24 protein-coding genes are annotated in these 25,721 nt (G+C 72.4%); 16 read left to right on the top strand and 8 right to left on the bottom strand.

All coding sequences use genetic code 11. The features are described from left to right. Positions 1-502: 502 nt before the first annotated feature. Positions 503-1,258, bottom strand: a complete 756-nt coding sequence (locus RIN80_RS09770) for an SLATT domain-containing protein (RefSeq protein WP_309095137.1) — start codon at positions 1,256-1,258, stop codon at positions 503-505. 335 nt (positions 1,259-1,593) lie between these two features. Here RIN80_RS09770 and RIN80_RS09765 point away from each other — a divergent pair, with 335 nt between their 5' ends. From RIN80_RS09765 to RIN80_RS09755, 3 genes are all read left to right on the top strand, one after another. Beyond that, complete coding sequence (locus tag RIN80_RS09765) at positions 1,594-1,935, top strand: YbaB/EbfC family nucleoid-associated protein (protein WP_309095136.1); 342 nt, start codon at positions 1,594-1,596, stop codon at positions 1,933-1,935. Positions 1,936-2,029: 94 nt separating this feature from the next. Beyond that, the gene (gene recR / locus RIN80_RS09760; RefSeq protein ID WP_102911791.1) at positions 2,030-2,629 is read left to right on the top strand and encodes a recombination mediator RecR; all 600 of its coding nucleotides are present in this window, start codon (positions 2,030-2,032) and stop codon (positions 2,627-2,629) included. After that, a complete protein-coding gene (locus RIN80_RS09755; RefSeq protein WP_309095135.1) occupies positions 2,622-3,281 on the top strand; it encodes a DUF5063 domain-containing protein in 660 nt (219 codons plus the stop codon). The genes recR and RIN80_RS09755 overlap by 8 nt, the downstream gene beginning before the upstream one ends. 4 nt (positions 3,282-3,285) lie before the next feature. On the opposite strand, the gene RIN80_RS09750 is transcribed toward RIN80_RS09755, so the two are convergent. Next, on the bottom strand, positions 3,286-4,122 hold the full coding sequence (locus RIN80_RS09750) for a PhzF family phenazine biosynthesis isomerase (RefSeq protein WP_309095134.1): 837 nt from the start codon (positions 4,120-4,122) through the stop codon (positions 3,286-3,288). A 447-nt stretch (positions 4,123-4,569) separates the two neighbouring features. On the opposite strand from RIN80_RS09750, the gene RIN80_RS09745 reads away from it, so the two are divergent. The 4 genes from RIN80_RS09745 to RIN80_RS09730 all read left to right on the top strand — a co-directional run bounded on the left by RIN80_RS09745 (position 4,570) and on the right by RIN80_RS09730 (position 9,177). Beyond that, on the top strand, positions 4,570-5,847 hold the full coding sequence (locus tag RIN80_RS09745; protein ID WP_309095133.1) for an aspartate kinase: 1,278 nt from the start codon (positions 4,570-4,572) through the stop codon (positions 5,845-5,847). Further along, positions 5,847-6,932, top strand: a complete 1,086-nt coding sequence (locus RIN80_RS09740) for an aspartate-semialdehyde dehydrogenase (protein ID WP_309095132.1) — start codon at positions 5,847-5,849, stop codon at positions 6,930-6,932. The genes RIN80_RS09745 and RIN80_RS09740 overlap by 1 nt, the downstream gene beginning before the upstream one ends. Positions 6,933-7,450: 518 nt before the next feature. Then, positions 7,451-8,026, top strand: a complete 576-nt coding sequence (locus RIN80_RS09735) for a SigE family RNA polymerase sigma factor (RefSeq protein WP_010032008.1) — start codon at positions 7,451-7,453, stop codon at positions 8,024-8,026. A 116-nt stretch (positions 8,027-8,142) separates the two neighbouring features. Beyond that, positions 8,143-9,177 (top strand): hypothetical protein, encoded by a 1,035-nt coding sequence (locus RIN80_RS09730; RefSeq protein ID WP_309095131.1) that lies wholly within the window; start codon positions 8,143-8,145, stop codon positions 9,175-9,177. A 168-nt stretch (positions 9,178-9,345) separates the two neighbouring features. Here the strand turns inward: RIN80_RS09730 and RIN80_RS09725 are convergent, their stop codons facing one another. Beyond that, positions 9,346-10,140: an SURF1 family protein gene (locus tag RIN80_RS09725; protein WP_309095130.1), complete on the bottom strand. Its 795-nt coding sequence runs from the start codon at positions 10,138-10,140 to the stop codon at positions 9,346-9,348. A 137-nt stretch (positions 10,141-10,277) separates the two neighbouring features. On the opposite strand from RIN80_RS09725, the gene RIN80_RS09720 reads away from it, so the two are divergent. Continuing rightward, complete coding sequence (locus RIN80_RS09720) at positions 10,278-12,146, top strand: prolyl oligopeptidase family serine peptidase (RefSeq protein WP_309095129.1); 1,869 nt, start codon at positions 10,278-10,280, stop codon at positions 12,144-12,146. Between the two features lie 112 nt (positions 12,147-12,258). Here the strand turns inward: RIN80_RS09720 and RIN80_RS09715 are convergent, their stop codons facing one another. Then, entirely contained in the window at positions 12,259-14,133 is a 1,875-nt protein-coding gene (locus tag RIN80_RS09715; protein ID WP_309095139.1) for an NAD-binding protein, read from the bottom strand. Between the two features lie 151 nt (positions 14,134-14,284). Here RIN80_RS09715 and RIN80_RS09710 point away from each other — a divergent pair, with 151 nt between their 5' ends. The 3 genes from RIN80_RS09710 to RIN80_RS09700 all read left to right on the top strand — a co-directional run bounded on the left by RIN80_RS09710 (position 14,285) and on the right by RIN80_RS09700 (position 16,574). After that, positions 14,285-15,382, top strand: a complete 1,098-nt coding sequence (locus RIN80_RS09710) for a permease (protein WP_375141657.1) — start codon at positions 14,285-14,287, stop codon at positions 15,380-15,382. Then, positions 15,379-16,086 carry a TIGR03943 family putative permease subunit gene (locus tag RIN80_RS09705; RefSeq protein WP_309095127.1) on the top strand — a complete coding sequence of 236 codons (708 nt, stop codon included), beginning with the start codon at positions 15,379-15,381 and terminating at the stop codon, positions 16,084-16,086. The genes RIN80_RS09710 and RIN80_RS09705 overlap by 4 nt, the downstream gene beginning before the upstream one ends. Before the next feature lie 65 nt (positions 16,087-16,151). Next, positions 16,152-16,574 carry a hypothetical protein gene (locus tag RIN80_RS09700; RefSeq protein ID WP_309095126.1) on the top strand — a complete coding sequence of 141 codons (423 nt, stop codon included), beginning with the start codon at positions 16,152-16,154 and terminating at the stop codon, positions 16,572-16,574. 24 nt (positions 16,575-16,598) lie between these two features. Here the strand turns inward: RIN80_RS09700 and RIN80_RS09695 are convergent, their stop codons facing one another. From RIN80_RS09695 to RIN80_RS09680, 4 genes are all read right to left on the bottom strand, one after another. Beyond that, on the bottom strand, positions 16,599-18,494 hold the full coding sequence (locus RIN80_RS09695; RefSeq protein ID WP_309095125.1) for an acyl-CoA dehydrogenase: 1,896 nt from the start codon (positions 18,492-18,494) through the stop codon (positions 16,599-16,601). Between the two features lie 43 nt (positions 18,495-18,537). Beyond that, positions 18,538-19,758, bottom strand: coding sequence for a beta-ketoacyl-[acyl-carrier-protein] synthase family protein (locus RIN80_RS09690; protein WP_309095124.1), 1,221 nt, complete (start codon positions 19,756-19,758; stop codon positions 18,538-18,540). Further along, the gene (locus RIN80_RS09685; protein WP_309095123.1) at positions 19,755-19,997 is read right to left on the bottom strand and encodes an acyl carrier protein; all 243 of its coding nucleotides are present in this window, start codon (positions 19,995-19,997) and stop codon (positions 19,755-19,757) included. The genes RIN80_RS09690 and RIN80_RS09685 overlap by 4 nt, the downstream gene beginning before the upstream one ends. A 104-nt stretch (positions 19,998-20,101) precedes the next feature. Next, a complete protein-coding gene (locus RIN80_RS09680) occupies positions 20,102-21,127 on the bottom strand; it encodes a beta-ketoacyl-ACP synthase III (RefSeq protein WP_309095122.1) in 1,026 nt (341 codons plus the stop codon). A 324-nt stretch (positions 21,128-21,451) separates the two neighbouring features. Between RIN80_RS09680 and RIN80_RS09675 the strand changes: the two genes are divergently transcribed. The 5 genes from RIN80_RS09675 (at position 21,452) to RIN80_RS09655 (ending at position 25,719) form a co-directional block, all read left to right on the top strand. Then, positions 21,452-22,192, top strand: coding sequence for a 4'-phosphopantetheinyl transferase superfamily protein (locus RIN80_RS09675; protein WP_309095121.1), 741 nt, complete (start codon positions 21,452-21,454; stop codon positions 22,190-22,192). A 204-nt stretch (positions 22,193-22,396) separates the two neighbouring features. Further along, on the top strand, positions 22,397-23,404 hold the full coding sequence (locus RIN80_RS09670) for a ParB N-terminal domain-containing protein (protein ID WP_309095138.1): 1,008 nt from the start codon (positions 22,397-22,399) through the stop codon (positions 23,402-23,404). A 152-nt stretch (positions 23,405-23,556) separates the two neighbouring features. Next, entirely contained in the window at positions 23,557-24,177 is a 621-nt protein-coding gene (locus RIN80_RS09665) for a GNAT family protein (RefSeq protein ID WP_309095120.1), read from the top strand. A 286-nt stretch (positions 24,178-24,463) separates the two neighbouring features. After that, entirely contained in the window at positions 24,464-25,480 is a 1,017-nt protein-coding gene (locus RIN80_RS09660; protein ID WP_309095119.1) for a ketoacyl-ACP synthase III, read from the top strand. A 5-nt stretch (positions 25,481-25,485) separates the two neighbouring features. Further along, complete coding sequence (locus RIN80_RS09655; protein WP_309095118.1) at positions 25,486-25,719, top strand: hypothetical protein; 234 nt, start codon at positions 25,486-25,488, stop codon at positions 25,717-25,719. Positions 25,720-25,721 lie beyond the last annotated feature (2 nt).

The raw sequence follows: 25,721 nt of genomic DNA, 5'->3' as shown, positions 1-25,721 counted from the left end.
CTGGCCGCTTGGGCCGTCCGGGCCGCCCCGGCCGCCTGCGCCGCCGCGGGCGTCCGAGCTGTTCCGGCCGCCTGTGCTGCCCCGGTCGTCCGGGTGGTTCTGGCCGTCCGCGCCGCTCCTGCCGCCTGGGCTGCTCCTGCCGCCTGCGCCGCTCTGACCTTCCGAGCGGCCCCGGCCGCCTGCGCCGCTCCTGCCGCCCCGGCCGCTCCGGCCGCCCGCGCCGCTCTGGCCGTCCGAGCCGCCCCGGCCGCTCCGGCCGCCCGCGCCGCTCCGGCCGTCCGGGCCGCCCGGGCTGTTCCGGCCGCCTTGGTTGCCCCGGTCGTCCGGGTGGTCCTGGCCGCTTGGGCCGTCCGCGCCGCTCCTGCCGCCTGGGCTGCTCCTGCCGCCTGCGCCGCTCTGACCTTCCGAGCCGCTCCGGCCGCCTGCGCCGCTCTGGCCGTCCGAGCCGCCCCAGCCGCCTGGGCCGCTCCGGCCGCCCGCACCGCTCCGGCCGCCCGGGTCCTCACCGTGGTTCCGGCGGGCGCTGGCGGGGCATGTTCGGCCGGGGCCCGCCGTGCGGCGGCACGGGGAACCTCCCGTTCAGGCCTCCCGCCTCCGCCGACCGGCCCCCGCCCGGGAACACCACCGCCTGCACGCCCACCGGCGTGCCCCCGCCCCGGAACTCCCCCATCCAGTCGGCCGTCTCCACGCGCACCAGCTCGGTGACGTCCTCGGAGAACCTCCGCAGCACCCCCAGGCACCGCTCGGCCGCCTCCCCGGCCGTGCCCTCCGTCGGCCCCAGCACCTCGCGCACGCTCTCGGCCGCCCAGTCGAACTGCAGCGCCTGCAACCGCCGCTGCACGGCCTGCGCGGTCGCCACGTCCCGCATCCACCCGGACGTCAGCCCGAAGTACCGGTCGACGGCCACACACGCCACGCCCAGCAGCAGCGCCAGACACCCCCAGGGCGCGATCCCGCCCACCACCCCGGTCAGGTCCAGCAGCGGCAGGGCGACCCCGGTCACCGCCCCCACCGCGGCCCCGCAGCGCAGGCTCCGCGCGCACCGCCGCTTCCACACCCGGTCCGCCAGGTACCAGGCCGCCGTGCACAGCGCCCCGCGCTCCACCCACCGGTACAGCTCGTCCAGCCGGGCCGCCGGCTCGCCCCAGTCCCCGAGCGGAAGGGGCCGCCCGGTCAGATCGCCCGGCCGCGGCCGGGCCGCCTGCTCGCCACGCCCGTCCTGAGGCGGCCCCTCGGGCTGCATCTCCGGCTGACCCACCCGGCACTCCCTACTGACCACGAACGACCACGCACGGTGCGCTCACCGATCACGCTGCGCGACCCACCGACGCGACCCACCGACACGACGACCGACCCACGTGACACACCCGACACGCATGACACGTGAGGTCCGCGTCCGGATCGCGCCGGACCCTTCCTACCCCCCTATGGGTGGCGAAGGCGTGGCTTTCGCCGCTTTTCCGCCCGGAAGTATTCCTTGATCGGTTATGGGGCGCGAGGGGGACTCACTCGAAAGAGTGCCGGGGCGACGGCAGGCGCGACCACGTAGGCTCGTGCCGAACGGGAAAACCCGTACCGAGCAAGGAGCTGATCGTGATCCCCGGTGGTGGCCAGCCCAACATGCAGCAGCTGCTTCAGCAGGCCCAGAAGATGCAGCAGGACCTGGCGCGGGCGCAGGAGGAACTGGCGCAGACGGAGGTCGACGGGCAGGCGGGCGGCGGCCTGGTGAAGGCCACCGTCACCGGCGCCGGCGAACTGCGGGCCCTGAAGATCGACCCGAAGGCGGTGGACCCGGAGGACACCGAGACCCTCGCCGACCTCGTCGTGGCGGCCGTGCAGGCGGCCAACGAGAACGCGCAGGCGCTCCAGCAGCAGAAGCTGGGCCCGCTCGCGCAGGGCCTGGGCGGCGGCGGCATCCCCGGCCTGCCGTTCTGACCCCGCGTACCGCCTTCCTCGGACAGGCGGCTGACAACTACGGTACGTACGGGAGGTCGCGTACCGGCCTCGAAGATCCCAGAAGGGCAGTCCGTTGTACGAAGGCGTGGTCCAGGACCTGATCGACGAGCTGGGGCGGCTGCCCGGCGTCGGTCCCAAGAGCGCCCAGCGGATCGCCTTCCACATCCTCCAGGCGGAGCCGACGGACGTACGGCGTCTCGCGCAGGCACTGATGGAGGTCAAGGCGAAGGTCCGCTTCTGTGCGACCTGCGGCAACATCGCGCAGGAGGAGCTGTGCAACATCTGCCGCGACACCCGCCGCGACCCGGCCGTCATCTGCGTGGTCGAGGAGCCCAAGGACGTCGTGGCGATCGAGCGCACGCGCGAGTTCCGGGGCCGGTACCACGTCCTGGGCGGCGCGATCAGCCCGATCGACGGGGTGGGCCCGGACGACCTGCGCATCAGGGAGCTCCTGGCCCGTCTCGCCGACGGCACCGTCACCGAGCTCATCCTCGCCACGGACCCGAACCTGGAGGGCGAGGCGACGGCGACGTACCTCGCCCGCATGATCAAACCGATGGGCCTGAAGGTCACCCGCCTGGCCAGCGGCCTCCCGGTGGGCGGCGACCTGGAATACGCGGACGAGGTCACGCTCGGCCGCGCCTTCGAGGGGAGACGACTCCTAGATGTCTGACGCCACGCTGCACGCGACCGGCCAGAACCCGGACGACTTCGCGGTCCAGATCGCGGACCAGATCGAGAGCTTCCTGGTCGCCGTCACGGAGGTCGCCAAGGGCGACGAGCCGGAATCGGCCGTGCCCTTCCTCCTCCTGGAGGTCTCCCAGCTCCTCCTGGCCGGAGGCCGGCTCGGCGCGCACGAGGACATCGTGCCCGACGAGCGCTACGAGCCCGACACGGGCCCGGACGCGGACGTCGACGAGCTGCGCGAGAACCTGGCCCGCCTGCTGGACCCCGTCGACGTCTACTCCGAGGTCTTCGACCCGTACGAGCCCCGCAAGGCCCCCGTGCCGGCCCGGATCTCCGACGACCTCACGGACGTCATCACGGACCTGCGCCACGGCATGGCCCACTACCGCGCCGGGCGCACCACCGAGGCGCTGTGGTGGTGGCAGTTCTCGTACTTCTCCAACTGGGGCTCCACCGCCTCGGCCACGCTGCGGGCCCTGCAGTCGGTCCTCGCCCACGTCCGCCTCGACCAGCCCCTCGCCGAACTCGACGGGCTGGACACGGACCAGGGCATGGGCGACGACACGCTGGAGATCGAGGCGGGCCGGGTCATGGCGGAGGAGATCGCGGGCCCGCTGGGGCTGCGCCCGGCCAAGTGACCGGTCAGAGCGGAACGGCCGTGCCGGTGACGGCGATTCCGGTGTCCGTGCCCTCCGGCACCGACACCGTGATCACGCTCGGCCGTCCCATGTCGACGCCCTGATGGATCGTCAGCGTGACCGGGGGCGTGACGAGTCCGAGTTCCCTGAGGTAGCCGCCGAACGCGGCCGCCGCCGCGCCCGTCGCCGGATCCTCGACGACGCCGCCGGGCGGGAACGGGTTGCGGGCGTGGAAGACCGTGGGTGATTCCCGCCGGACCAGGTCGATCGTGGTCCAGCCGGCGCGGGCCATGAGGGCGGCCAGCGCGGGCATGTCGTACTCCAGGTCGGCCAGCCGCTCCCGGCTCGCGGCGGCGATGACCGGGTGCCAGGCCCCGCCGTAGGCCACGCGCGGCGGCAGGTCCGGGTCCAGGTCGGCCGCCGACCAGCCCAGGATGGCCAGGAGTTCGGCCAGGTCCGCCTCGCCGATCGGCGCCGTGCGCGGCGCGACGCTCACCAGGGTCGCCACGAGCGTGCCGTCCGCCGCCCGCTCGGTCGTGACGGGGACCAGGCCCGCCGCCGTGCGCAGCAGCAGGCGCCCGGTGCCGTGCCGCTGCGCGTGGGCCACGGCCGTCGCGACCGTGGCGTGGCCGCAGAAGGGCACTTCGGCCAGCGGGCTGAAGTACCTGACGGCCAGGGAGCCGTCGCAGGCCGGGGTGACGAACGCCGTTTCCGAGTAGCCCACTTCGGCGGCCGCCGCCAGCATCGCCGCCTCGTCGGCACCGCTCGCGTCGAGCACCACCCCCGCGGGATTGCCGCCCCCGGGATCCGTGCTGAACGCCACGTAGCGCAGTATCTCCATGGCGCCGAACGTAGCGCGCGCACGGTGTCCCCGCGCCCGGGTTTTCCCGCGCCCCGTCCGCCGCCGCGCCGGTCGGCCCGGCGCTGGTGCCGTACGGAGGGCCGAGGGGCGCGTCCGGCGGTACGTCGGTCACCGCGGGCGGCCCGCGGTCGGTCGCCGCGGGCGGCACCATCGGCACGGTCCCGGCGGGCGACGGCCCGGCGGCCCCGTCACCCGCGCCCCCGCCGCCGGGAGCCCCGCTCGGTCACCGGGCGGGGTGGCGGGTCGCCTGTGACGCCGGGCACTTTCTCGCGTGGCCCGTGGCCAGATGGGCAGGAGCCCCTCTGGACGGGCGGCGGATCTCACCATGCGATATCGCGGAGGGGATTTTCGGACGCTCGTTAGACTGAGCCGACCGCGGTACGAATGCGTATGAGCGGATAGAGACGGATTGAGCGAGGAGCGCACGTGGGCCTTGTCGTGCAGAAGTACGGAGGCTCCTCCGTAGCCGATGCCGAGGGCATCAAGCGCGTCGCCAAGCGGATCGTGGAAGCGAAGCAGAACGGCAACCAGGTGGTTGCCGTGGTTTCCGCGATGGGCGACACGACGGACGAGCTGATCGATCTCGCCGAGCAGGTTTCCCCGATGCCTGCCGGGCGCGAGCTCGACATGCTGCTGACCGCCGGAGAGCGGATCTCCATGGCCCTGCTGGCCATGGCGATCAAGAACCTGGGTCACGAGGCCCAGTCGTTCACCGGCAGCCAGGCGGGTGTCATCACCGACTCGGTCCACAACAAAGCCCGGATCATCGACGTCACGCCGGGGCGCATCAAGACCTCGGTGGACGAGGGCAACATCGCGATCGTCGCCGGTTTCCAGGGCGTCAGCCAGGACACCAAGGACATCACCACCCTCGGCCGCGGCGGCTCCGACACCACGGCGGTGGCCCTCGCGGCCGCCCTCGACGCCGACGTGTGCGAGATCTACACCGACGTCGACGGCGTGTTCACCGCCGACCCGCGCGTGGTGAAGAAGGCCCGGAAGATCGACTGGATCTCCTTCGAGGACATGCTCGAACTGGCGGCGTCCGGGTCCAAGGTGCTGCTCCACCGCTGCGTGGAGTACGCCCGCCGCTACAACATCCCGATCCACGTCCGGTCCAGCTTCTCCGGACTGCAGGGCACGTGGGTCAGCAGCGAGCCGATCGAGCAAGGGGACAAGCAGGTGGAGCAGGCTCTCATCTCCGGTGTCGCGCACGACACCTCCGAGGCCAAGGTCACGGTCGTCGGCGTGCCGGACAAGCCGGGCGAGGCGGCCTCGATCTTCCGCACGATCGCCGACGCCGAGATCAACATCGACATGGTCGTGCAGAACGTGTCCGCCGCCTCCACGGGCCTGACGGACATCTCCTTCACGCTGCCGAAGACCGAGGGCCGCAAGGCCATCGACGCGCTGGAGAAGAACAAGGCCGGCATCGGCTTCGACTCCCTGCGCTACGACGACCAGATCGGCAAGATCTCCCTCGTCGGCGCCGGCATGAAGACCAACCCGGGCGTCACGGCCGACTTCTTCACGGCCCTGTCCGACGCGGGCGTCAACATCGAGCTGATCTCGACCTCCGAGATCCGCATCTCGGTCGTCACCCGCGCCGACGACGTCCCCGAGGCCGTCCGCGCCGTGCACTCGGCGTTCGGGCTCGACTCCGACAGCGACGAGGCCGTCGTCTACGGGGGCACCGGCCGCTGATGGCCGACCTTCGACGGGGCGGCCGGACCGGCCGGCCGGGCCGGCCCACGCTCGCCGTGGTGGGAGCGACCGGAGCCGTCGGCACGGTCCTGCTCCAGATCCTGTCCCAGCGGGCGGACATCTGGGGCGAGATCCGACTCGTCGCCTCCCCGCGCTCGGCCGGCCGCAAGCTGACCGTGCGCGGGGAGCAGACCGAGGTCCTGGCGCTCACCGAGGAGGTCTTCGACGGCGTCGACGTCGCCCTGTTCGACGTCCCCGACGAGGTCGCCGGGCGGTGGGTGCCCCTGGCCGCCGCCAAGGGCGCGGTGGTGGTCGACAACTCGGGCACGTTCCGGATGGACCCGGAGGTGCCCCTCGTCGTGCCCGAGGTCAACCCGCACGCCGTACGCATGCGCCCGCGCGGCATCGTCGCCAACCCCAGCTGCACGACGCTCTCCATGATCGTGGCCCTGGGCGCGCTGCACGCCGAGTTCGGGCTGCGCGAGCTGGTCGCCTCCTCGTACCAGGCCGTCAGCGGCGCCGGGCGCGCCGGCGTGGCGACCCTGCGGCAGCAGCTGTCCCTGGTCGCCGGCACCGAGCTGGGCACCAGCCCCGGTGACGTACGGCGGGCCGTCGGCGACCGCACCGGGCCGTTCCCGGAGCCGGTCGCGCTGAACGTCGTGCCGTGGGCCGGTGAGCCCCGGGACGACGGCTGGTCCTCGGAGGAGCTGAAGGTGCGCGGCGAGACCCGCAAGATCCTCGGGCTGCCCGAGCTGCCGGTGGCCGTCACCTGTGTGCGCGTCCCGGTGGTCACCACGCACTCCCTGACCGTGCACGCCCGCTTCGAGGGCGAGGTCACCGTCGACAAGGCCCGCGAGATCCTCGCCACGGCGCCCGGGGTGGTGCTGTTCGACAACCCGGCGGCCGGGGAGTTCCCGACCCCCGCCGACGTCGTCGGTACCGACCCCACCTGGGTCGGGCGGGTGCGCCGGGCGCTGGACGACCCCACGGCGCTCGAACTCTTCGTGTGCGGGGACAACCTGCGCAAGGGCTCCGCGCTCAACACCGCGCAGATCGCCGAGCTGGTGGCGGCCGAACCGTCCTGACGGACGGGGCCGGCGCGCGGGGACTCCGGCCGCGGCAAAACCCCGGGCCGATGTCAGAGGCGGTTTGTAGGATCTGTGGACGACATGTGAGCTGGTCGATGATCCGGACCACTTGTCCCGGGCCCGTCGGCAGCAGAGGATTTACCTCCCCGCCCTCCGCAACCGCGCGGAGGGCGGGGAGCGTCTTTGCGGTCGCCTCTTCGGCCGTGGGAGCGCTTCATCAGGCGTGGGGACGCCTGGAACCGGACGTGGGGACGTCCGTTCACATCTGGACATAGGGGAAGAGCGGGACGCATGAGGGCATTTGACGCACCATCGGTTGTGCTGCCTGACGCGGGTAGACCGTCGACGGCGACGGTCGGCGTGAAAGAGATGCCCGGCACGTACAACCCTCACGGGGGTCAGCGTGTCCAACAGGCGTGGCAGAGGTACTCGACTTCAGCGCGGCACGCGGCACGGTCCTTCGACCGCCCCGTCCGGCGGCTCTCCGACCCCGCATGCCCGGTACGCCCGGTGGCATGCCGGTGATCGCGCCCGTGCCCGCAGCGCGGCCGGCCCGCATCCCGAACCAGCGTGACGGCGCCGAGGACGGTGTCGCGGCCGGTACGACCGTCGACCACCTCACCGAGACCTACCGGGCGCACTACCGCTCGCTGCTCGGTCTCGCCGCGCTCCTCCTCGACGACACCGCCTCCTGCGAGGACGTCGTCCAGGAGGCCTTCATCCGTGTCCACTCCGCCCGCAAGCGGGTCCGCGACCCCGAGAAGACCCTGGCGTACCTGCGCCAGACGGTCGTCAACCTCTCGCGCTCGGCGCTGCGGCGCCGCATCCTCGGCCTGAAGCTGCTGTCGAAGCCCATGCCCGACATGGCCAGCGCCGAGGAAGGCGCCTACGACCAGCTGGAGCGCGACTCGCTCATCAAGGCGATGAAGGGCCTGCAGCGCCGCCAGCGCGAGGTGCTGGTGCTGCGCTACTTCGCGGACATGACCGAGGCGCAGGTCGCCGAGACGCTCGGCATATCCCTGGGCTCGGTCAAGGCGTACGGCTCGCGCGGGATCGCGGCGCTCAGGCTGGCCATGGAGGCGCCGGCATGAACGAACCGGACGGCGCGCGCCGTGACGGGCGCGACCGGCACGAGCCCTTCGAGTGGCACGAGCCGACAAGGCTGCACGGGCAAGATCCGAAGCAATCGCACGCTGGGAACGGAACTGTGAACCACGGCCCCGACGACCAGGGCCCCCAGGGGCTCGACTCGGACGAGCTGGACCTGCGCACGATGCTGCACCAGGCGGTGCAGGAGGTGGAGCCGCGCGACGGCACGCTGGAGTACCTGCGCAAGGCGGTGCCCCAGCGACGCACCCGCAAGCGGCAGGCTGTCGTGGGCGCGGCCGCCGCCGCGCTCTTCATCGGCACCGCCATCCCCGCCCTCGTCCACGTCTCCAACGCCACCGGCCCCGACGCCAACCCCTCCGCCATCGGCCACGCCTCCGAGACCCAGGGCGGCGCGAGCCAGGGCAAGGGCCCCGACGGCGGGGAGAGCACCGCGGGCGGCTCCTCGGGCAAGACCGAGGGCAAGGAGAAGGACGACAAGAAGGAGAAGGAGAAGGGCAAGGACGGCTCCGGCACGGGCACCGGCTCGTCCCAGGGCACCGGCCCCTCCTCCACCACCGCCGTCGGCATCCCCGCCTGCACCGCGGCCCAGCTCGGCCCGGCGTCCGGGAGCAGCAACGCCCCCGACTCCACCGGCGCCGTCTCCGGCTCCTTCCGCGTCACCAACGTCTCCGGCGCGGCCTGTACGGTCACCGCCCTCGGCTCGGTGAGCGCGCTGCCGCAGGGTGCGGCCGACATCAGCAAGGTCGGCTCGGCCCGGCACATGGCCGGGGACGCGGCGGCCGGCCTGCTGCCCGACCCGTCCCTCGAGGCCGCCGAGCTGGTGCTCCAGCCGGGCCTCGGCTACGACGTGAAGTTCGCCTGGGTGCCCTCGGAGACCTGCCCGTCGGACGGCGGCAGCGTCGGCGGCCCCGACCCCACCCCCGACCCGACCCCCACGGAGGACCCGGCGACCACGGCCGGCACGTCCACGGGCGGCGAGACGGGCACGGCCCCGCAACTGGCCAGGGAGGACGGCACGGTCGACGGCAGCGTCGCCGTCACCTACACGCCCGGCACGGGCTCCGGCGCGACCTCGGTCGTGGTCCCGAACGCGTGCGCGGGGACGGTGTACTGGACGGGGATGCTGGCGTAGCCGCGGGCAGTCGCACTCGTGCCGCCGCGGCGGCACGGGTGGGCCCGGGGATTCCCGCCGGGAGCGAAGGCGAGAGCCCGGGGGAGGCGCCCCGCTGAGGCCGGGCCGGGGGCCCACCCGGCCCTGTTGGCAACGCTCGTGATCAAGAGGCCCGGCGGCGCGGCCGGTTCACTTCGCTCCGGCGTCCGCGGTGGCCGGCTCCTCGTCCGGCACCAGCCCCAGCGCCGCGTCCCGCGCGAACTCCACCTCGCGCCGCAGCAGCCGGAACCACATGAAGATCACGAACCCCACGAAGGCGAACCACTCGGCGGTGTAACCGAGGTTCTGGAACGCCTTCAGATCAAGACCCGTGTCCGGCGGCGCCGCGGCCGGCACGGCCTTCATCCCCGAGTCGCCCTCCGTCAGCGTGACCCACGCGTCGTACACGTCGTACGGCACCAGGTTCACCAGCGACGCCGCGCTGATCGCCCCGGTCTGCCCGGCCGGCAGACCACCCTGCGCGCTGACCCCGTTGTCCCCGGGTGTCTCCGACGCCTGCAGCGCCCCGGTCACCGTGACCTCACCCCGCGGCGCGGCCGGTGCCTTCGCCGCTTCGGCGGTCCCGGGCAGCCATCCGCGCACCACCGGCAGCGCCTCACCCGAGTCGGTGCGCAGCAGCGTGAGCACGTAGAAGCCCTGCCTGCCGTCGAGCTCCCGCCCCGGCACCAGCAACTGCTTGCCGTAGCGCCCGCTCGCGGTGACCAGCCTGCCGGACGTCGCCTTGGTCACCGGCAGCATCTCCGCCAGCGGCCGCGGCGCCTCGCGCGCGGCCTCGGAGACCTGTTCGGCCGCGGTGCGGTGGTCCTGCACGCGGTCCTCGAACCGGCCCAGCTGCCAGGACCCCATGAAGATGCAGAAGGGGATCGACAGCAGTACGAAGATGTTGATCCCCCACCATCGGGGCGTCAGCAGAAACCGGTACACACCCCCACGGTACGGGGCTGCCGGCCCGCTCCGGCCCGCGGGGTGGGCAACGGCCGGGGGGGGGGGAGCGGTGGAGGTTGTCCACAGGCTGGGGACCTGGCCAGCGGGATACCGGCCCGGGCGGGCAGTATGGGGCCATGACTGAGAGCAACGGGCCCGGCGCACGGGATGAACGGGACCAGCACGAACACGTGGTACAGGCGGGACAGCAGGAGCGGATGCCCGACTGGGAGAAGCGCTTCCGGGCGCCCCGGGTGTCCCTGCCCGACTGGGCGCAGGACGCGCCGGACCGCTCCCTGTTCGTGTCGAACGCGACGGGGACGTACGAGCTGTACGCGTGGGACCGGTCGACGGGCGAGCAGCGCCAGGTGACGGACCGGCCCAACGGCACGACGGACGGTGTGCTGTCGCCGGACGGCGCGTGGATCTGGTGGTTCGACGACAAGGACGGCGACGAGTACGGCGTGTGGCGCCGCCAGCCCTTCGAGGGCGGCCCCGACGAGCCGGCCGCCGAGGGCCTTCAGGCCTCCTACCCGGCGGGCCTCGCCCTGGGCCGCGACGGCCGCACGGCGGTCGTCGGCCGCTCCACGGACGAGGACGGCACGACGATCCACCTGGTCCGCACCGGCGAGGCCCCGGTGGAGATCTACCGCCACCGCGAGTCGGCCGGCGTCGGCGACCTCTCCCACGACGGTTCGCTCATCGCCGTCGAGCACACCGAGCACGGCGACGCGATGCACTCGGCCCTGCGCGTGCTGCGCCCCGACGGCACGGCGGTGGCCGATCTCGACGACACCGAGGGCGGTACCCGCGAGCTGGGCCTGGAGGTCCTCGGCTTCGCTCCCGTCGACGGTGACACGCGCCTGCTCATCGGCCACCAGCGCCGCGGCCGCTGGGAGCCCCTCGTCTGGGACGTGGCCACCGGCGAGCAGACGGACCTGGCGCTGGAGCTGCCCGGCGACGTCAGTGCCGAGTGGTACCCGGACGGCAGCGCTCTGCTCATCGTGCACGGCTTCGAGGCCCGCAGCGAGCTGTTCCGCTACGACCTGGCGAGCCGCGCCCTGACGGAGATCCCGACCCCGCCCGGCACGGTCTCCGGCGCCACGGCCCGGCCCGACGGCAGCGTGGAGTACCTGTGGTCCTCGGCGGCCGAGCCGTCGGCGGTGCGCTCCACGGCGGGCGGTGTCGTCCTCGACCCGCCCGGCCTGAAGTCGCCCGGCTCGGTGCCGGTGGAGGACGTGTGGGTGGAGGGGCCGGGCGGCCGCATCCACGCCCTCGTCCAGAAGCCGAGGGGCGCCACCGGCCCGCTTCCCACGGTCTTCGACATCCACGGCGGCCCGACCTGGCACGACAGCGACTCCTTCGCGGCGGGCCCGGCGGCCTGGGTCGATCACGGCTATGCGGTGATCCGTGTCAACTACCGCGGCTCCACGGGCTACGGCCGCGCCTGGACGGACGCCCTGAAGCACCGCGTGGGCCTCATCGAGCTGGAGGACATCGCCGCGGTCCGCGAGTGGGCCGTCACCTCGGGCCTGGCCGACCCCGAGCGGCTCGTCCTGACCGGCGGTTCCTGGGGCGGCTACCTCACCCTCCTCGGCCTGGGCGTCCAGCCCGGCGCGTGGGCCGTCGGCATCGCGGCGGTGCCCGTCGCGGACTACGTCACGGCGTACCACGACGAGATGGAGGCGCTGAAGGCGATGGACCGCACGCTCCTCGGCGGCACACCGGAGGAGGTGCCCGACCGCTTCGAGGCGTCGTCCCCGATCACCTACGTCGACCAGGTCAAGGCGCCCGTCTACATCTCGGCCGGTGTCAACGATCCCCGCTGCCCGATCCGCCAGATCGAGAACTACGTCAAGCGCCTGGAGGCGCGGGGCGCGGTCCACGAGGTGTACCGGTACGACGCCGGGCACGGGTCGCTGGTCGTGGACGAGCGGATCAAGCAGGTGCGGCTGGAGCTGGAGTTCGCGGAGCGGCACCTGAAGGGGGTTCCGGGCGCCCGGTAGCTCGGGTCGGGCCGGGGGCGGTACCCCGCAGCGCCGGGTTGCGCCGACGCCCAGCCCCACGGCAAGCCGGGCACCTCGTGACGCCGGGCCATGACAGGTCACCGCTCGGCGTTCACGCCCCCGTCCGCTCCCGCCGCCTCCGCCCCAGCAACTCCGCCAGCCCCCGCCGTGTCGCCGCCAGCACCACCCGGTCCCCGGCCCCGAGCACATACGTAGGAGGCAGATCCCACACCAGACCCGAGGCCGCCGCCCGTTCCCCACCCGGCGTCGAGGGCGCCGTGTTGAGCGCCAGCACCCGCCACGCCCCGGCGCGGAACGCCTCGCCCACCGTCCGCCCCTCCAGCTGCGGATGCCCGCCCACCTCGATCTCCGCGAACAGCAGCACCCGCCGCTCCACCGGGATCGCCCCGAGGATCTGCCGCCCCATCATCGCCCCGGCGAACGCGGGCGCGGCCAGGTGCGACACGCTCCGGCTCCGGGTGAGGGCCGACGGATGCGCGGCCCGGAGCGTGCGGTACACGGCGGTCGCGAAGTCGTCGTCGTACAGCCGCAGCACCACCCGCAGATCGGGCCGCACGGACCGGGCGTACAGCGACGCCTCCAGGTTCGTGGTGTCCGCGCTGGTGAGCGCCAGCAGTGCGGACGCCCGGTGGATCTTCGCCGCCTCCAGGACCCCCTCCTGCGTGACGTCCCCGAGCACCACCGGCACCCGCAGCCGCCGCGCCGTGGCGAGCCCCCGCGCCTCCGGGTCGGACTCCACGCACACCACGGGAATGTGCAGTTCCCGCAACCGCGTCAGCACCCGCGTCCCGATCTTCCCGAGACCCAGCAGCACCACATGCCCGCCGAGTCCCCGCGGCGGCTTGCGCAGCGCGGACGCGCTGCGGAACGTCCCCAGCGCCTCCAGCACCGCGGCCAGCAGCACCGGCAGCAGCAGCAACCCGACCAGTCCGGACAGCAGTTGGAGGATCTGGCGCCCCGTCGAAGCGTGGTACGCGGGATCGTTGATGCCGAACAGATCGAGCAGCGTCACATACGTCGCGTACAGCGGATGCTGCCCGGCCACGACCATCAGCGCGACGGCGAGCGCGAGCACACACCCCACCAGTCCGGCCAGCGACCAGCGCAGCCTGCGTGAGAACAGCGAGGCGAGCGGCGGCACACCACCCCGCCCCGACGGCAGGGACGGCCCGGAGTACGACACCTGCTCCAGCACCACCGTCCCGCGGCCGGTCGCCGACGCCACCGCCGCCTCGTCCGGCAGCAGCCGCGGCCCCTGCTCCCCGCTGCCCTCGGAACCGTCCGCCCCGGCCGGGTCGTTGCTCGTCGCGGACAGCAGCGCCAGCGTGCACAGCCCCGGGTCGGCCACCTCGCCCGGCCGCGGCGGCTGCCGCTCCACCGCCCGCAGCACCAGGCCTTCCGTCTGGACGACCTTGCTGGTGCCGACGAGGGCGGTGGCGGCCAGCGCGGGCGCGGCCGTGTCCGCGTCGGACAGCACGGTCGTCGACGCGTCGAGTCCGGCCTGCCCCGGCCCCGTTCCGGAGGCCACGGCGGCCGCCTGGTCCAGCAGTTCCTCGATGTGCTGGCCCAACCTGCGGTTGTAGAGGCGCAGTACGAGACGCAGGCGGGGGTTGAGCCGGCGGGCGGTGAGCGCGGCGCGGATGTTGGTCTCGTCGTCGTCGTACACGAGCGCCAGCGCGGCCGCCCGGTCGACGCCCGCCTCGCCGAGCACGGCCTCGGTGATCTCGGCGGCCTCCACGACCTGTTCGCCCGGCGCGGGTTCGGCGCCGCCCGTGCCCGTGCGGCCGGCGGCCGCGCTCACGAACCGGTCGAGCAGCGCGGCCGACGCGGCCCGGGCCCGCCCGACCACCGGCTGCCGCACCCGGCGTCCCGAGGACGGCACGACGAGCGTGACCTGTTCGCCGTAGACCCCGCGCAGTTCGGCGGCCAGTCGGTGCGCGAGTCCGTCGTCACCGCACACGATCATGTGCGTGGCCGGAACACCTGGCTGACCCTGGTTCGGAACGCTCCCCACGGGGAGAAGACTGCCGCACCGGGAGGGCTGGTTCCAGAAGAAGGGGGCCGGGCGGTGTGAACGGCGGGACCGCCCCGCCCGTACACAAGGGGAGGGGAGGGACATGCCCTCGCGCACCACCGGAGGTACCGGGCCCGTGGCCACCACGAAGACCGCCCCGACCGACCCCGGGGACACGACCGCGGACAGCGACACGGACACGGGAGCGGGCGCAGAGCCCTCCCGCGACGGGGACGGGAACGGGAACGAGGCCAGGCACCTCGACTCGCCGCTCCTGCTGACCCTCCTGCTGCTCACGGCGGTGATGTTCCAGGACCCGATCCGCGGCGCCCTGTCCGCACCGGTGATGCAGAGCTGGATGACCGTGTTCGTCGCGGTGCTGGTCCAGGCCCTGCCCTTCCTGGTGCTCGGCGTGCTGCTCTCGGCGGCGATCGCGGTGTTCGTGCCGCCGTCGTTCTTCGCGCGGGCCCTGCCGAAGCGCCCGGCCCTGGCGGTTCCGGTCGCGGGCGCGGCGGGCGCGGTCCTGCCGGGCTGCGAATGCGCCTCGGTCCCGGTGGCCGGGGCGCTGGTCCGCCGGGGCGTCACCCCGGCCGCGGCCCTGGCGTTCCTCCTCTCGGCGCCCGCCATCAACCCCGTCGTCCTGACGGCGACGGCCGTGGCGTTCCCCGGCAACCCCGAGATGGTCCTGGCCCGTCTCGTCGCGAGCCTGCTGGTGGCCTGCGCGATGGGCTGGCTCTGGCACCGCCTCGGCCGCACGGACTGGCTGCGGCTCCCGGCCCGGGCCCCGTACGGCGGTCAGGGCGCGGGCGCGGCCTTCTGGGGCTCGGTCCGCCACGACGTCACGCACGCGGGCGGCTTCCTCGTCATCGGCGCGATGGCGGCGGCGACCCTCAAGGCGGTCGTGCCGGCCGACTGGCTGGCCCTGGCCGCAGGCCACCCCGTCCTGTCGGTCCTGGCCCTCGCCGCCCTGGCCGTGCTCCTGTCGATCTGCTCGGAGGCGGACGCGTTCGTCGCGGCGTCCCTCACCCAGTTCTCCCTGACGGCCCGTCTGACGTTCCTGGTCGTCGGCCCGATGGTCGACCTCAAGCTCTTCGCGATGCAGGCGGGCACCTTCGGCCGCGCCTTCGCCCTGCGCTTCGCCCCCGCGACCCTCGCCCTGGCCGTCCTGGTGTCGGCCCTGACCGGAACGGTCCTGCTGTGAACCGCCTCGCCCAGTCGGCCCTGCTGTTCCTGCTCGGCGCCACCCTCCTGCACGCCGGCACCACCGACCTGTACCTGCGCTACGTCAAGGAGGGGCTGCGCCCCCTGGTGCTGCTGGCGGGCGTGGTCCTGATCGCGACGGCGGCCGCGACCCTCCACTACGACCGCCGCGCCCCCGCCCGGGCACACCACCACCGCGAGCCACGCGTCTCCTGGCTCCTCACCCTCCCGGTCCTCGCCCTGATCCTGGTCGCCCCGCCGGCCCTCGGCTCCTACAGCGCGTCCCACACCGGCACGGCCCTGACGAAACCCTTCGGCTTCCCGGCGCTCCCCGCCGGCGACGGCCCCCTCCGCCTCGCCGTCGCCGACTACGCGAGCCGCGCGGTCTACGACAAGGGCCGCTTTCTGAAGGGCCGCGACCTGAGGATCACCGGCTTCGTCACCCTGGACCGGACGGGCACCCCCTACCTGGTCCGCATGGGCCTCAACTGCTGCGCGGCGGACGCCCAGCCGGTCAAGATCGCCCTGACCGGCGCCGTCCCCCCGGTGCTGCGCCCCGACACCTGGCTGGAGATCACCGGCCGCTACACCCCCCGCCGCACCGAGGACCCGGTCAACAAGGGCCCCGTCCCGTACGTCGAGGTCGTCTCCTCCCGCCCGGTCCCGCCACCCCGCGACCCCTACGACGAGACGTGGAACAGCTGACGCGGGCGTAGTGGAAATGCCCCTCCCGGGTACCCGGGAAAGCCGTCGATCAGTGAGGGGGAGGAATGACCACACTCGAAGACGAGCGCACGGCGGAACTCGGCCCCGAGCCCCTGCTCCGGGCCCGGGAGCGACTGGCGAAGGCCGACAGCAGAGCGGGACTGACCCTGGCGACGCTGGGCGCGGCCCTGACGGCCCTGCTCGGCGCGATCACCGTGGGCGCCATCGCGCCCGGCCAGTACGCGGTGGTTCCCCAGCTGCTGGTCTGGTCCGGCTGCGCGGCCTGCGCCCCGGCACTGGTCCTGCTCGGCCTGGCGTCCCGGCCGCGCCCCGGCTGCGCCGCCGAGACCCGCCTGGAGTTCCTGCAGCGCGCGATATCGCTCAAGTACCGCCGCGTACGCCTGGCGATGACCTGGGGCGCCGCCTTCCTGACCCTGACCCTCGCGGGAACGCTGGCCGGGGTGCTGCTGCCCGTCGGCTCCGCCTGACGGACCCGGTGAACGAAGCCGTGGTCACTGCCCGGGGGTGCGCGTCGGGTTCGCGTCGGGGCCGGGTGTGCCGACGTGGCGCTGGAAGGCGGCGGCGTAGTCCTCGAAGGCGATCGGGGCGCGCAGCAGTTCCGGGGAGAGCCGGAACGCGTCGATCAGGCGCCCCGCGTGCGGACGAAGCAGCGCGCAGCAACGGTCCACCGCCGCGGGCATCCCCTCGACCTGCTCCGCGCTCAGCAGGCCCTTGGCCAGGTACCAGCCCGCGTCGCGCTGGATCTCGACCAGTCCGTACAGCGACGCCAGCACACGCAGGGCCGTCCGGTCCTGCGCGTCGGCGAGCGAGGGCAGCGCAGCGCGGAACTGCTCGAGCGCGATGCGCACTCCACGCGTCCGTGCCATGTCGAGGGCGGTGTTCACGACGCCGTTCCAGGCGTCGAAGTACGTGCCTTCCGACTCCGCCATCGATGCCCGCGCCGCCCGGCACAGGTACTGCTCCCGGAAGCGCAGCAACTCCACCTGGGCGTCCGGGCCGTCGCCATCGGCCGCCCCGGCGTCATCGACCCGGTCCACGGGTCCGGCCGGCGGAACCGGAGACCGGTTTGGGTCGGCTCGGGCGATCAGCTGGCCGGCCGTCGTCGCCAGCAGCACCTGGTTGTCGCCCTCGGCGGTGACCAGGCCGTGCAGCAGCGAGCCGTAGTCGGCGATCCGGTTGACCCGGAACATGCCCTGGGCTCCGCAGCGTTCACGGCAGATCCCGGCGACGTCGCTCATCTCCCACGTGGCGAGGGCCTTCGTGATCGAGATCAGGTGGTTCAGGTCGTCCGACGGGGTGTCGCCGGAGTGGGCCAGGAACTCCCGCTTGGCGTGGTTCAGGAGCAGATTCATGGCGTACACCCTGGCCAGGGCGGGGAACAGGTCCCGCTGATGGCTCCGGTGCTCCAGCACGGGCACTTCGCCCCGGCCGGGGCCGTTGGTCAGCCTTCTCTCCGCGTAGCGCAGAGCCGTGTAGACGCTGGCCTTTCCCGCGCCCACCGCGGCGCTGGCCACGCAGAGGCGGCCCGGCTGGATGCGGCTCATCGTGCGCAGGAACCGCCGGCGCAGGTTCCCTCCGCCGGGCTGGAACGCGCCGTCGGAGGAGAACCCTCCCGACTCGCCGTGCAGGAGGTTGCGTCGCGGGACGGTGACCTGGTCGAACCAGGTCAGCGCGTGGTCGACGCCCTGGACCGGCTGTTCGGGGCAGGGCGTGACGCGCACGCCCTCGCAGAGCTTCCCCCCGTCACTGATCCGGACGATGAAGGGGTGGACCCCGTGGTTCCTCCCGTCTGCCTTGAGCCGGGCCAGCACCACCGCGAGCTTCGGAACGTCCGGGAAGCCGCCGAAGGACATGAACTTCTGCGCACCGGCGTCCGGGGTGTTGAGCAGGAACGCCTCTGCTTCCGCGTCGTAGACCGCCTCGGTGCGCAGCGCGGCCACGTTGTTGCCGTACCCGAACTCCGTGGCCATGTAGGGGCCGAACGAATCGAGCCGGTCCAGTTCCTCGACGTGGTCCTTGATGTCGTCCCGGCCCGCACCGAGGTCGAGGACCGTGCCGAGGCAGAGGTTGTGGTGGACGAGGAGCACGGAGAAGATCGCGGGGTCCAGCAGCGACGACCACTCCGCCAGGGCGAACAGCCGCCGCGGCCGGCGCAGCATGTTCAGCGGTCGCTCCAGCGCGGCGTGCAGCACTCTGGAGCGTTCGTACGTCAGCTTCCCCGACTCCTGCGGGGTCAGGCCCTCGTGGGGGTCGAACGCCGGGTCGAAGAGGACCGCTCGGATGTCGTGATGAGTCTCCTCGTACTCTCCGTCGAAGAGAAGGCCGGGAAGGTCGGTGACGAGGATGCCGTCGTCGCCGTGCCGGGGCGTGGCCGGTGTGTTCCCCATGAATTCCTCCGTCACGTCGGGCATCGGTCGTCGTCGGCGCGGGTCAGGACGTGAAGACGAGCGTGGCGTTCTGGCCACCGAAGCCGAAGGAGTTGCTCAGGGCCGCGCGGACGGGGCCGGGGTGGGCGGCGCCGCGGACGAGGTCGACCTCGATCCGCGGGTCCGGGTCGGTCAGGCCCGCCGTCGGGGGGATCAGTCCGTCGCGGACGGCGAGTGCGCAGTAGGCGGCCTCGATCGCCCCGGCGGCGCCCAGCGGGTGGCCGGTCACGCCCTTCGTGGAGCTCACCCGCACCCCGTTTCCGAGCATGCGGCTGATGACGCCCGACTCCGTCACGTCGTTGAGCGGTGTCGACGTTCCGTGGGCGTTGACGTAGTCCACGTCCTCGCCGGTCAGGCCGGCGTCGTCGAGCGCCGCCCGCATCGCCAGCTCGGCGCCCCGTCCCTGCGGGTGGGGCGAGGTGACGTGGTGCGCGTCCGAGGACGCGCCGTAGCCGGTCAGCCGGGCCAGCGGACGGGCGCCGCGTGCGGCCGCGTGCTCCTCGGACTCCAGCACCAGGACCCCGGCGCCCTCACCGAGCACGAAGCCGTCCCGGCCCGCGTCGAAGGGCCGGGACGCGGTCGCCGGATCGTCCAGGCGCCGGGACAGCGCACGCATCCGGGCGAAGGAGGAGACGTACAGCGGGGTGATGGGGGCCTCGGCCCCGCCGGCCACGACCACGTCCGCGACACCCTGCCGCAGAAGCTCCCGGCCGATGCCGATCGCGCTGGCGCCGGCCGCGCACGCCGTGACCGGGGCGAGGCACGGACCGTGGGCCGCGATGTCGATCGCCACCTGGCCGGCCGCCATGTTGACGAGCCCCATCGGCAGGGTCAGCGGGGACACCGCGGTGGGACCGTCCTCCAGCAGGGCCCGGTGCTGTGCCTCCAAGGTGGCCGTGCCCCCCGCCCCGGAGCCGATGAGCACGGCGACTCTGGCGCTGTCCGCCCAGTCGCCCGGGGTCAGTCCCGCCTGCTCCAGCGCCTCGCGCGCGGCCACGACGGCGAACTGCGTGAAGCGGTCCCATTTCCAGAAGTCGCGGAGCCCGAAGTCCTGCGGAGAGAAACCGGGCACGCGACACGCCATCGTCACGGGCAGGCCGTCCAGTTCCGGCAGATGGGCCGCGGTGGGTTCGCCCGCGAGCACCTTCTCCCAGTTCGCCTTCAGCCCTGTCCCGGCGGAGGTGACGAGCCCCGCTCCCGTGACGAGCGCCGCGAAGCCGCTCATCGGGCGTCGGCGCCCTTGCTCTCCAGCAGGGTCACGATGTCTCCGACCGACGAGAGCTCCGCCATCTCGTCGTCGCTGAGGTCCACTCCCAGCTCCTTGCTCAGGGCGGTGCCCAGCTCGATCTGGGAGAGCGAGTCGAGGCCCAGATCGTCGAAGGTCGCGTCGGTGACGACGAGGTCCCGGTCCATTCCGAAGCGGGTGACCATGACCTCGGCGACGGAGTCGTGCATGGTGTTCATTTCTTCTCCCGTGATCTGTGTGGTGGGCGGCCGGACAGCCGGCCGGTCGGTCACCCCTGCGGGCGCCGGTGAACCGTGTGGGCGGGTGGAGTGCGCAGCCGGCGTCAGTGGACGCTTTCGACGGACAGGTCCGGCCACTCCAGTACCGTCGAGCCCCACGAGAGCCCGGCGCCGAAGGCGGACAGCAGAATCCGTGCGCCGGGCTTCAGGGCGCCGTCGGCCGCGAGGTGGTTGAGCAGGAGCGGGATGGAGGCGGCGAGCGTGTTGCCCACGCGGTCGATGTTGACGGCCGTCCGCTCCTCGGGCATCGAGAGTTCCTCGGCCACGGCCCGCACGATGCGGACGTTGGCCTGGTGGCCGACGAACCAGTCCACGTCGGCCACGGTCCAGCCGGCCTTGTCGAGGGCGGTCCGGGCCGAGCGGCTCATACGCCCGACGGCCTGTTGGTAGAGGGGGCGGCCGGCCATCCGCAGATACCAGTCCGCCTCGGGAACCACGTCGTGGGCCGGCCCGCCGTCCGCGGACCGCTGCCGTGAGCCGCCCGCCGGGATCGCCAGCAGATCGGCTCGTGCGCCGTCGCTTCCCAGGTCGAAGGGGCCGAGCGCGCCCGTCTCGCCGGGCTCGCCGCGGCGCAGGACCACGGCTCCGGCCCCGTCGCCGAAGATGGGTGCCGTCGTACGGTCGGCCGGGTTCACCAGAGTGGTGAACGCCTCCGCGCCGATGAACAGGACCGTGTCGGCCGCTTCCGAGGCGATCAGTCCCGCGGCCGTGGCGAGTCCGTAGACGAAGCCACTGCACGCGGAGGTCAGATCGAAGGCGGCCACCGGGCCCAGGCCGAGCCGGTCGGCCACCTCGGGTGCCACCGCCGGGCAGAGCCGGTCCGGTGAGGTGGTCGCCACCACGACCGTGTCGACGGCCGTGTGCCCGGCGGACTTGAGCGCCCTGGCCCCCGCCTCGACCGCCAGGTCTCCGGTCGACAGGCCGCCGTCCACCACGTGTCTGCGTTTGATTCCGGTTCTGGTGGTGATCCACTCGTCGGTGGTGTCCAGCGTCGCCGAGAGGTCCTCGTTGGTGACCACCTTCGGCGGGAGGTATCCCCCGAGGCCCATGAGCACCGCTGCCATCGCCATCCCTCCCCGTGAAATCGGCATTGCTCACTGCGGCACGCGCACAATTCCTTCGACGAGCCGATAGGTCTCGCAAGAAGGGAACGGGCGACGGGCGGTGTGCATATCCCCTTTGCGGGCGGTGTCGAGCACGGCGACTCCGCGTTTTTTGTGTGCACACCATGAATCGGGCGGGTCTTGTGTCCGGACCGCCCCGTGGTACGCCCTCGGTCCATGACCGAGTAACCGACGTCAATCACTGTGCTTTGCCGCTATGGGCCTGTCAAGCTCCATAGACGCCCGCACAGTTGCCGCCGACCGGGAGCGCATTACCGGGATAATCGCGGCATGACGGTGTACGACACGCAGGGATCGGACGGCCGGGGCGACTTGGTGAGAGGCGGCGGCGCACTGTTTCCGGCGTCCGTGGTCCACGTCGAGCTTTTCCACGATGTCCAGGAAGACCTTTTTCCCGAGGAAAGCCACCTCATCGCGTCGGCCGTCGGCAAACGCCGGCGGGAGTTCATCACCGCCCGGAGCTGTGCGCGGGAAGCCCTGCGCCGTCTCGGCCGCCCGGCGGTTCCCGTTCCGCGGGGCCCGTCGGGCGCCCCGGTCTGGCCGACCGGCGTCGTCGGCAGCATCACGCACTGCTCGGGGTACCGGTCGGCGGCGGTGGCCGAGTCGCCGCGCATGGCGTCACTCGGACTCGACGCGGAGCCCAATCTTCCGCTCCCCGACGGCGCGATCCTGCCCCTGATCTCGTCCCCGTCCGAACGCCACCGGTTGTCCGAGCTGTCCGCGCACCGGCCCGAAGTGTGGTGGGAGCGCCTGCTGTTCAGTGCCAAGGAGAGCGTCTACAAGGCGTGGAACCCCCTGGTCGGCCGACACCTCGGCTTCGCCGACGCCGAGGTCGCCTTCTGCGACGACGGCACCTTCGGCACCCGGATCACGGCCTTCGGGGCCGGAACTGCCGGGTGCTTCGACGGCACCTGGCAGCTCCGCGACGGGATCCTGCGGACGGCCGTCGCGGTGACGTGCGGGGGAGACGGGGCATGCCAGGGGCACGAGCCCTCGACAAGCTCTCCGTAAAGCTTCACATTCAGCCATCTTCCGTCGCCCCGACACGCCGTCCCGCCGCGCCATGGCGGCTTCCGGCCATGGATGCTTTCCAGTCAAGGGGGAGGAGGCGGCGAATCCCCCGTGGCTGGTGTTGATTGCCAGCCCTTGACCTGATCGCGGTACGGCAAAGAATGAGTGTGGCCAGAGTTACAAGAAAATCAGGGGGAAAACAGCATGGATGACGTGGCGTCATGTCATACGGCTCTGCTCGATAGAGTGGTCCAGATACCCGAAACGGTCCCCATCGCCTCGCTGAACATCGAGGACTCACCGCGACGAGCCGGACTTGATCTCGGCCATGTACGGCTGCTGGCCTCATCGGATACCACACTTCCGCCGATCGTTGTGCAGCGTGGAACGCTGCGCGTCGTCGACGGCGTGCACCGGGTCAAAGCGGCACAGCACCACGGACACGAAACGATCCTCGCGCGATTCTTCGACGGCACGGACGAAGATGCCTTCATCCTCGGGGTCGCGCTCAACGCCTCACACGGCCTGCCGCTGTCCCTGGCGGACCGCACCGCCGCGGCCGGCCGCATCCTCGGCACCCATCCGACGTGGTCGGACCGCCGGATAGCCCGGGCCACGGGGTTGTCCGCCACCACGGTCGGAGCCCTCCGGAAGCGGTCGACCGTCCAGAGTGGACACTTGGACAGGCGAACGGGGAGCGACGGGCGTGCGAGGCCTCTGAGCAGCGACTCGGGGCGGCGCGAGGCCGGCCGGTTACTCGCCGAGCAGCCGGAACTGTCCCTGCGGGAAGTCGCGCGGCTCGCCGGCGTGGCCCCCTCGACCGTGCGGGACGTACGGGAGCGGCTCCGGGCCGGCGAGGAAGTGGTGCCGCAGCAGCGCAGACCCGAGCAGGCGGTGCGGTCCGTCCCGAAGAGCGGCCCCGCCAAGGAAGCTCCGCCCCTGCGCGCCGACGCCCCCTGGAAGTTCGACCGAGAGGCGACGCTGGAGAGCCTGCGCAACGACCCGTCGATCCGGTTCAACGAATCCGGCAGGGCCCTGCTGCGCTTGCTCAACCACAGTTCCGTGGAGCAGGCCGCCCTGGAGCGGATCGTGCACCACGTGCCTCCGCACTGGGCCGGCACCGTGGCCGAGCTGCTCCGGGCCAACGCCCACGCCTACGCGGGGATCGCCGCCGCCCTTGAGCGGCGCGGTGGAGTCCAGGACGCCTCCTAATTCCGTGTCCGCAGGTCGCCGGATTCCGGAGTTCGCGTAAAGGCAGCCGCTTTTCGCTCGGTTCTCCGTTGACACTTCATTTGGCCCCGATCTAGGTTTGTTTCAGAGCCGCAGGGAGGCCGAAAAGAAGCGGCTGAGGGAATCGGGGGAGAATGGACGGCAGCGCGAGTACGTCGATGGAATTCGTTCCGGTCGTCACCGGGGGCGAAGAAGCATTGCTTGACGAAGTGCTCGCTGTTCCTTTCTCCTACGTTTCCACGGAGGGGCCGGTCTGGCGCACGGCGGCCATGCGCCGGCGGATCATCGAGGACGAGCGGAAATCCCACGTCCTCGTCCGCCGGGATTCGCGGGTCATCGGCGCCGTGAGCTGGTCGGCAGGCCAGACTCCGGGGTACTTCCGCCTGATCCTCACCTCGTGCTCTGATGAGGCCTGGACGCCGGAAGCCACGGACGGGGCCATTCGAGCGGCGCTGTCCATGCTGCTGCGGGCCGCCGAGGTGAAGCGGGTCGAGCTGCTCGTCGCCACCTACAACGAGGCCCTGCTCGAATATCTCACCCAGTATTCCGGATTCATCGTCGAAGGAATGCTGAGGGATCGCTTCTTCATCGACGGCGAGTTCTGGGCCGGGATAGTCTGCAGAGCCGATGTCGCACAATTCGTCGAACGCGGGGAACGGCTGACGGAAAGCCGCGCACAACTCCTCTCCTCGCTGCGCAAGAAGACGCTGGAAGATCTCACGGCCGCCCACGACGGCACGTCGTGGAGTGCGTGACCCCGGATCTCGCGTCCACCCGAGACCATCGCCCTTCTGGGTGGTGCATCCCATAGGAACCGAAACCCGGAAAGGGGGAAATGTCATGGATCTCACCAACGTGATCGACCTGCAGGGCACCGAGATCGTCGCCGACGGCGTCGAGCTGCCCGCCAGCGGCGCGAGCGAGGGCTGCTGACGCCCGGACGAGTGGGCCGGCCGCTGCGTGCAATACCGCGCAGCGGTCGGCCCGCCGTCCTCACCGCACCGCACCGTTCCCGACCCGTCCGACCCTGGAGGAGGCCGCGTGCCCAGATGGCAACTCACCCCGACCAGTCCGCTCAGCGTCGGCATGGCCCTGCCGGACCGGGTCGTCACGAACGAAGAGCTCTGCAAGACGCTGAACACCTCGCCCGACTGGATCGAGCGGAAGACCGGCATCCGCGAGCGGCGGTACCTCTCCGACGGCGAGACCATCACCGATCTGGCCGAGGAGAGCGCGCGCAAGGCGGTCCGGCAGGCCGGCCTGAACATGCGGGACATCGACGTCCTGGTGGTCACCTGCAGCAGCCCGGAATGGGTGATGCCCTCCCTCGGAGTCCTGCTCGCCGACCGTCTCGGCATCGAGACCCCGCGCATCGTCGACATCACGCAGCACGCCTGCGCGTCCGTCGTCTACGCCGTCTACACCGCGTCCTGCCTGCTCCAGGAACCTGATGTGCAGAACGCCCTCGTGGTGTGCGCCGAGGGCCCTTCACGCGCCACCGACCCGGCGGATCGCGTGGTGCGCGTCTTCTTCGGAGACGCCGCCGGTGCCACGGTGCTGACCAAGACGCCCGGATCCGACGGCCTCCTCAGCTACGACCTGGGCAACTCTCCCTCCGGCCAAGTCGCCCTGGCCGGCACCGCGCTGTTGAACAGGCAGGATCCCGCGGACGACTCGGCGGTCACGCCCTACCTCACCATGGACGGTCCCACCGTGTGGCAGGAGGCCACCACCAGGGTTCCCAAGTCGCTCGCGGCAGCGCTCGACGCGGCCGAGGTAGAGATCGAGGACGTCGCCGGCTTCGCCCTGCACCAGGCCAATCTGCGGCTCATCGAGCACATCGCCGGCTCCGTCGGAGTGGACATGGCCAAGGTCGCCGTCACGGTCGACACCCTCGGCAACACGGGTGGCGCGTCACCGCTGACCGCGCTGTGGCGCCTCGCCGAGAACGGCCGGGCCGCGGCGGGGGACGTCATCGCGGTGGGAGCCATCGGAGCCGGATTCATGTGGGGCTCGCTCTGCTTCCGGCTGCCTTACGACATACGAGTGGAAGCGTGACAATCATGGACGAACTCCGCAAGATTTTCCTCAGCCTCTTCGGTGAGCGCTCGGGCGGCGAGGTCCCCGGGGACGACACCGTGGTCTTCGGCCGCGACAGCGCGTACGGCCTGGAGTCGATGGACACCCTCCGGTTCGCCTCCGCTCTCCTGCCGGTCTTCGGCGACCGGGTCTACGACCTCAAGGTCGAGGACGTGAGCTCGCTGCGCAGCGTCCACGACCAGCTGAACGCCGCCTAGGA

The sequence above is a fragment of the Streptomyces sp. genome, assembly GCF_031181705.1.
In the GTDB taxonomy this organism is placed as follows: domain Bacteria; phylum Actinomycetota; class Actinomycetes; order Streptomycetales; family Streptomycetaceae; genus Streptomyces.
Note: the sequence above shows the minus strand (reverse complement) of the source record. Positions and strands in the feature narration are given on the sequence as shown.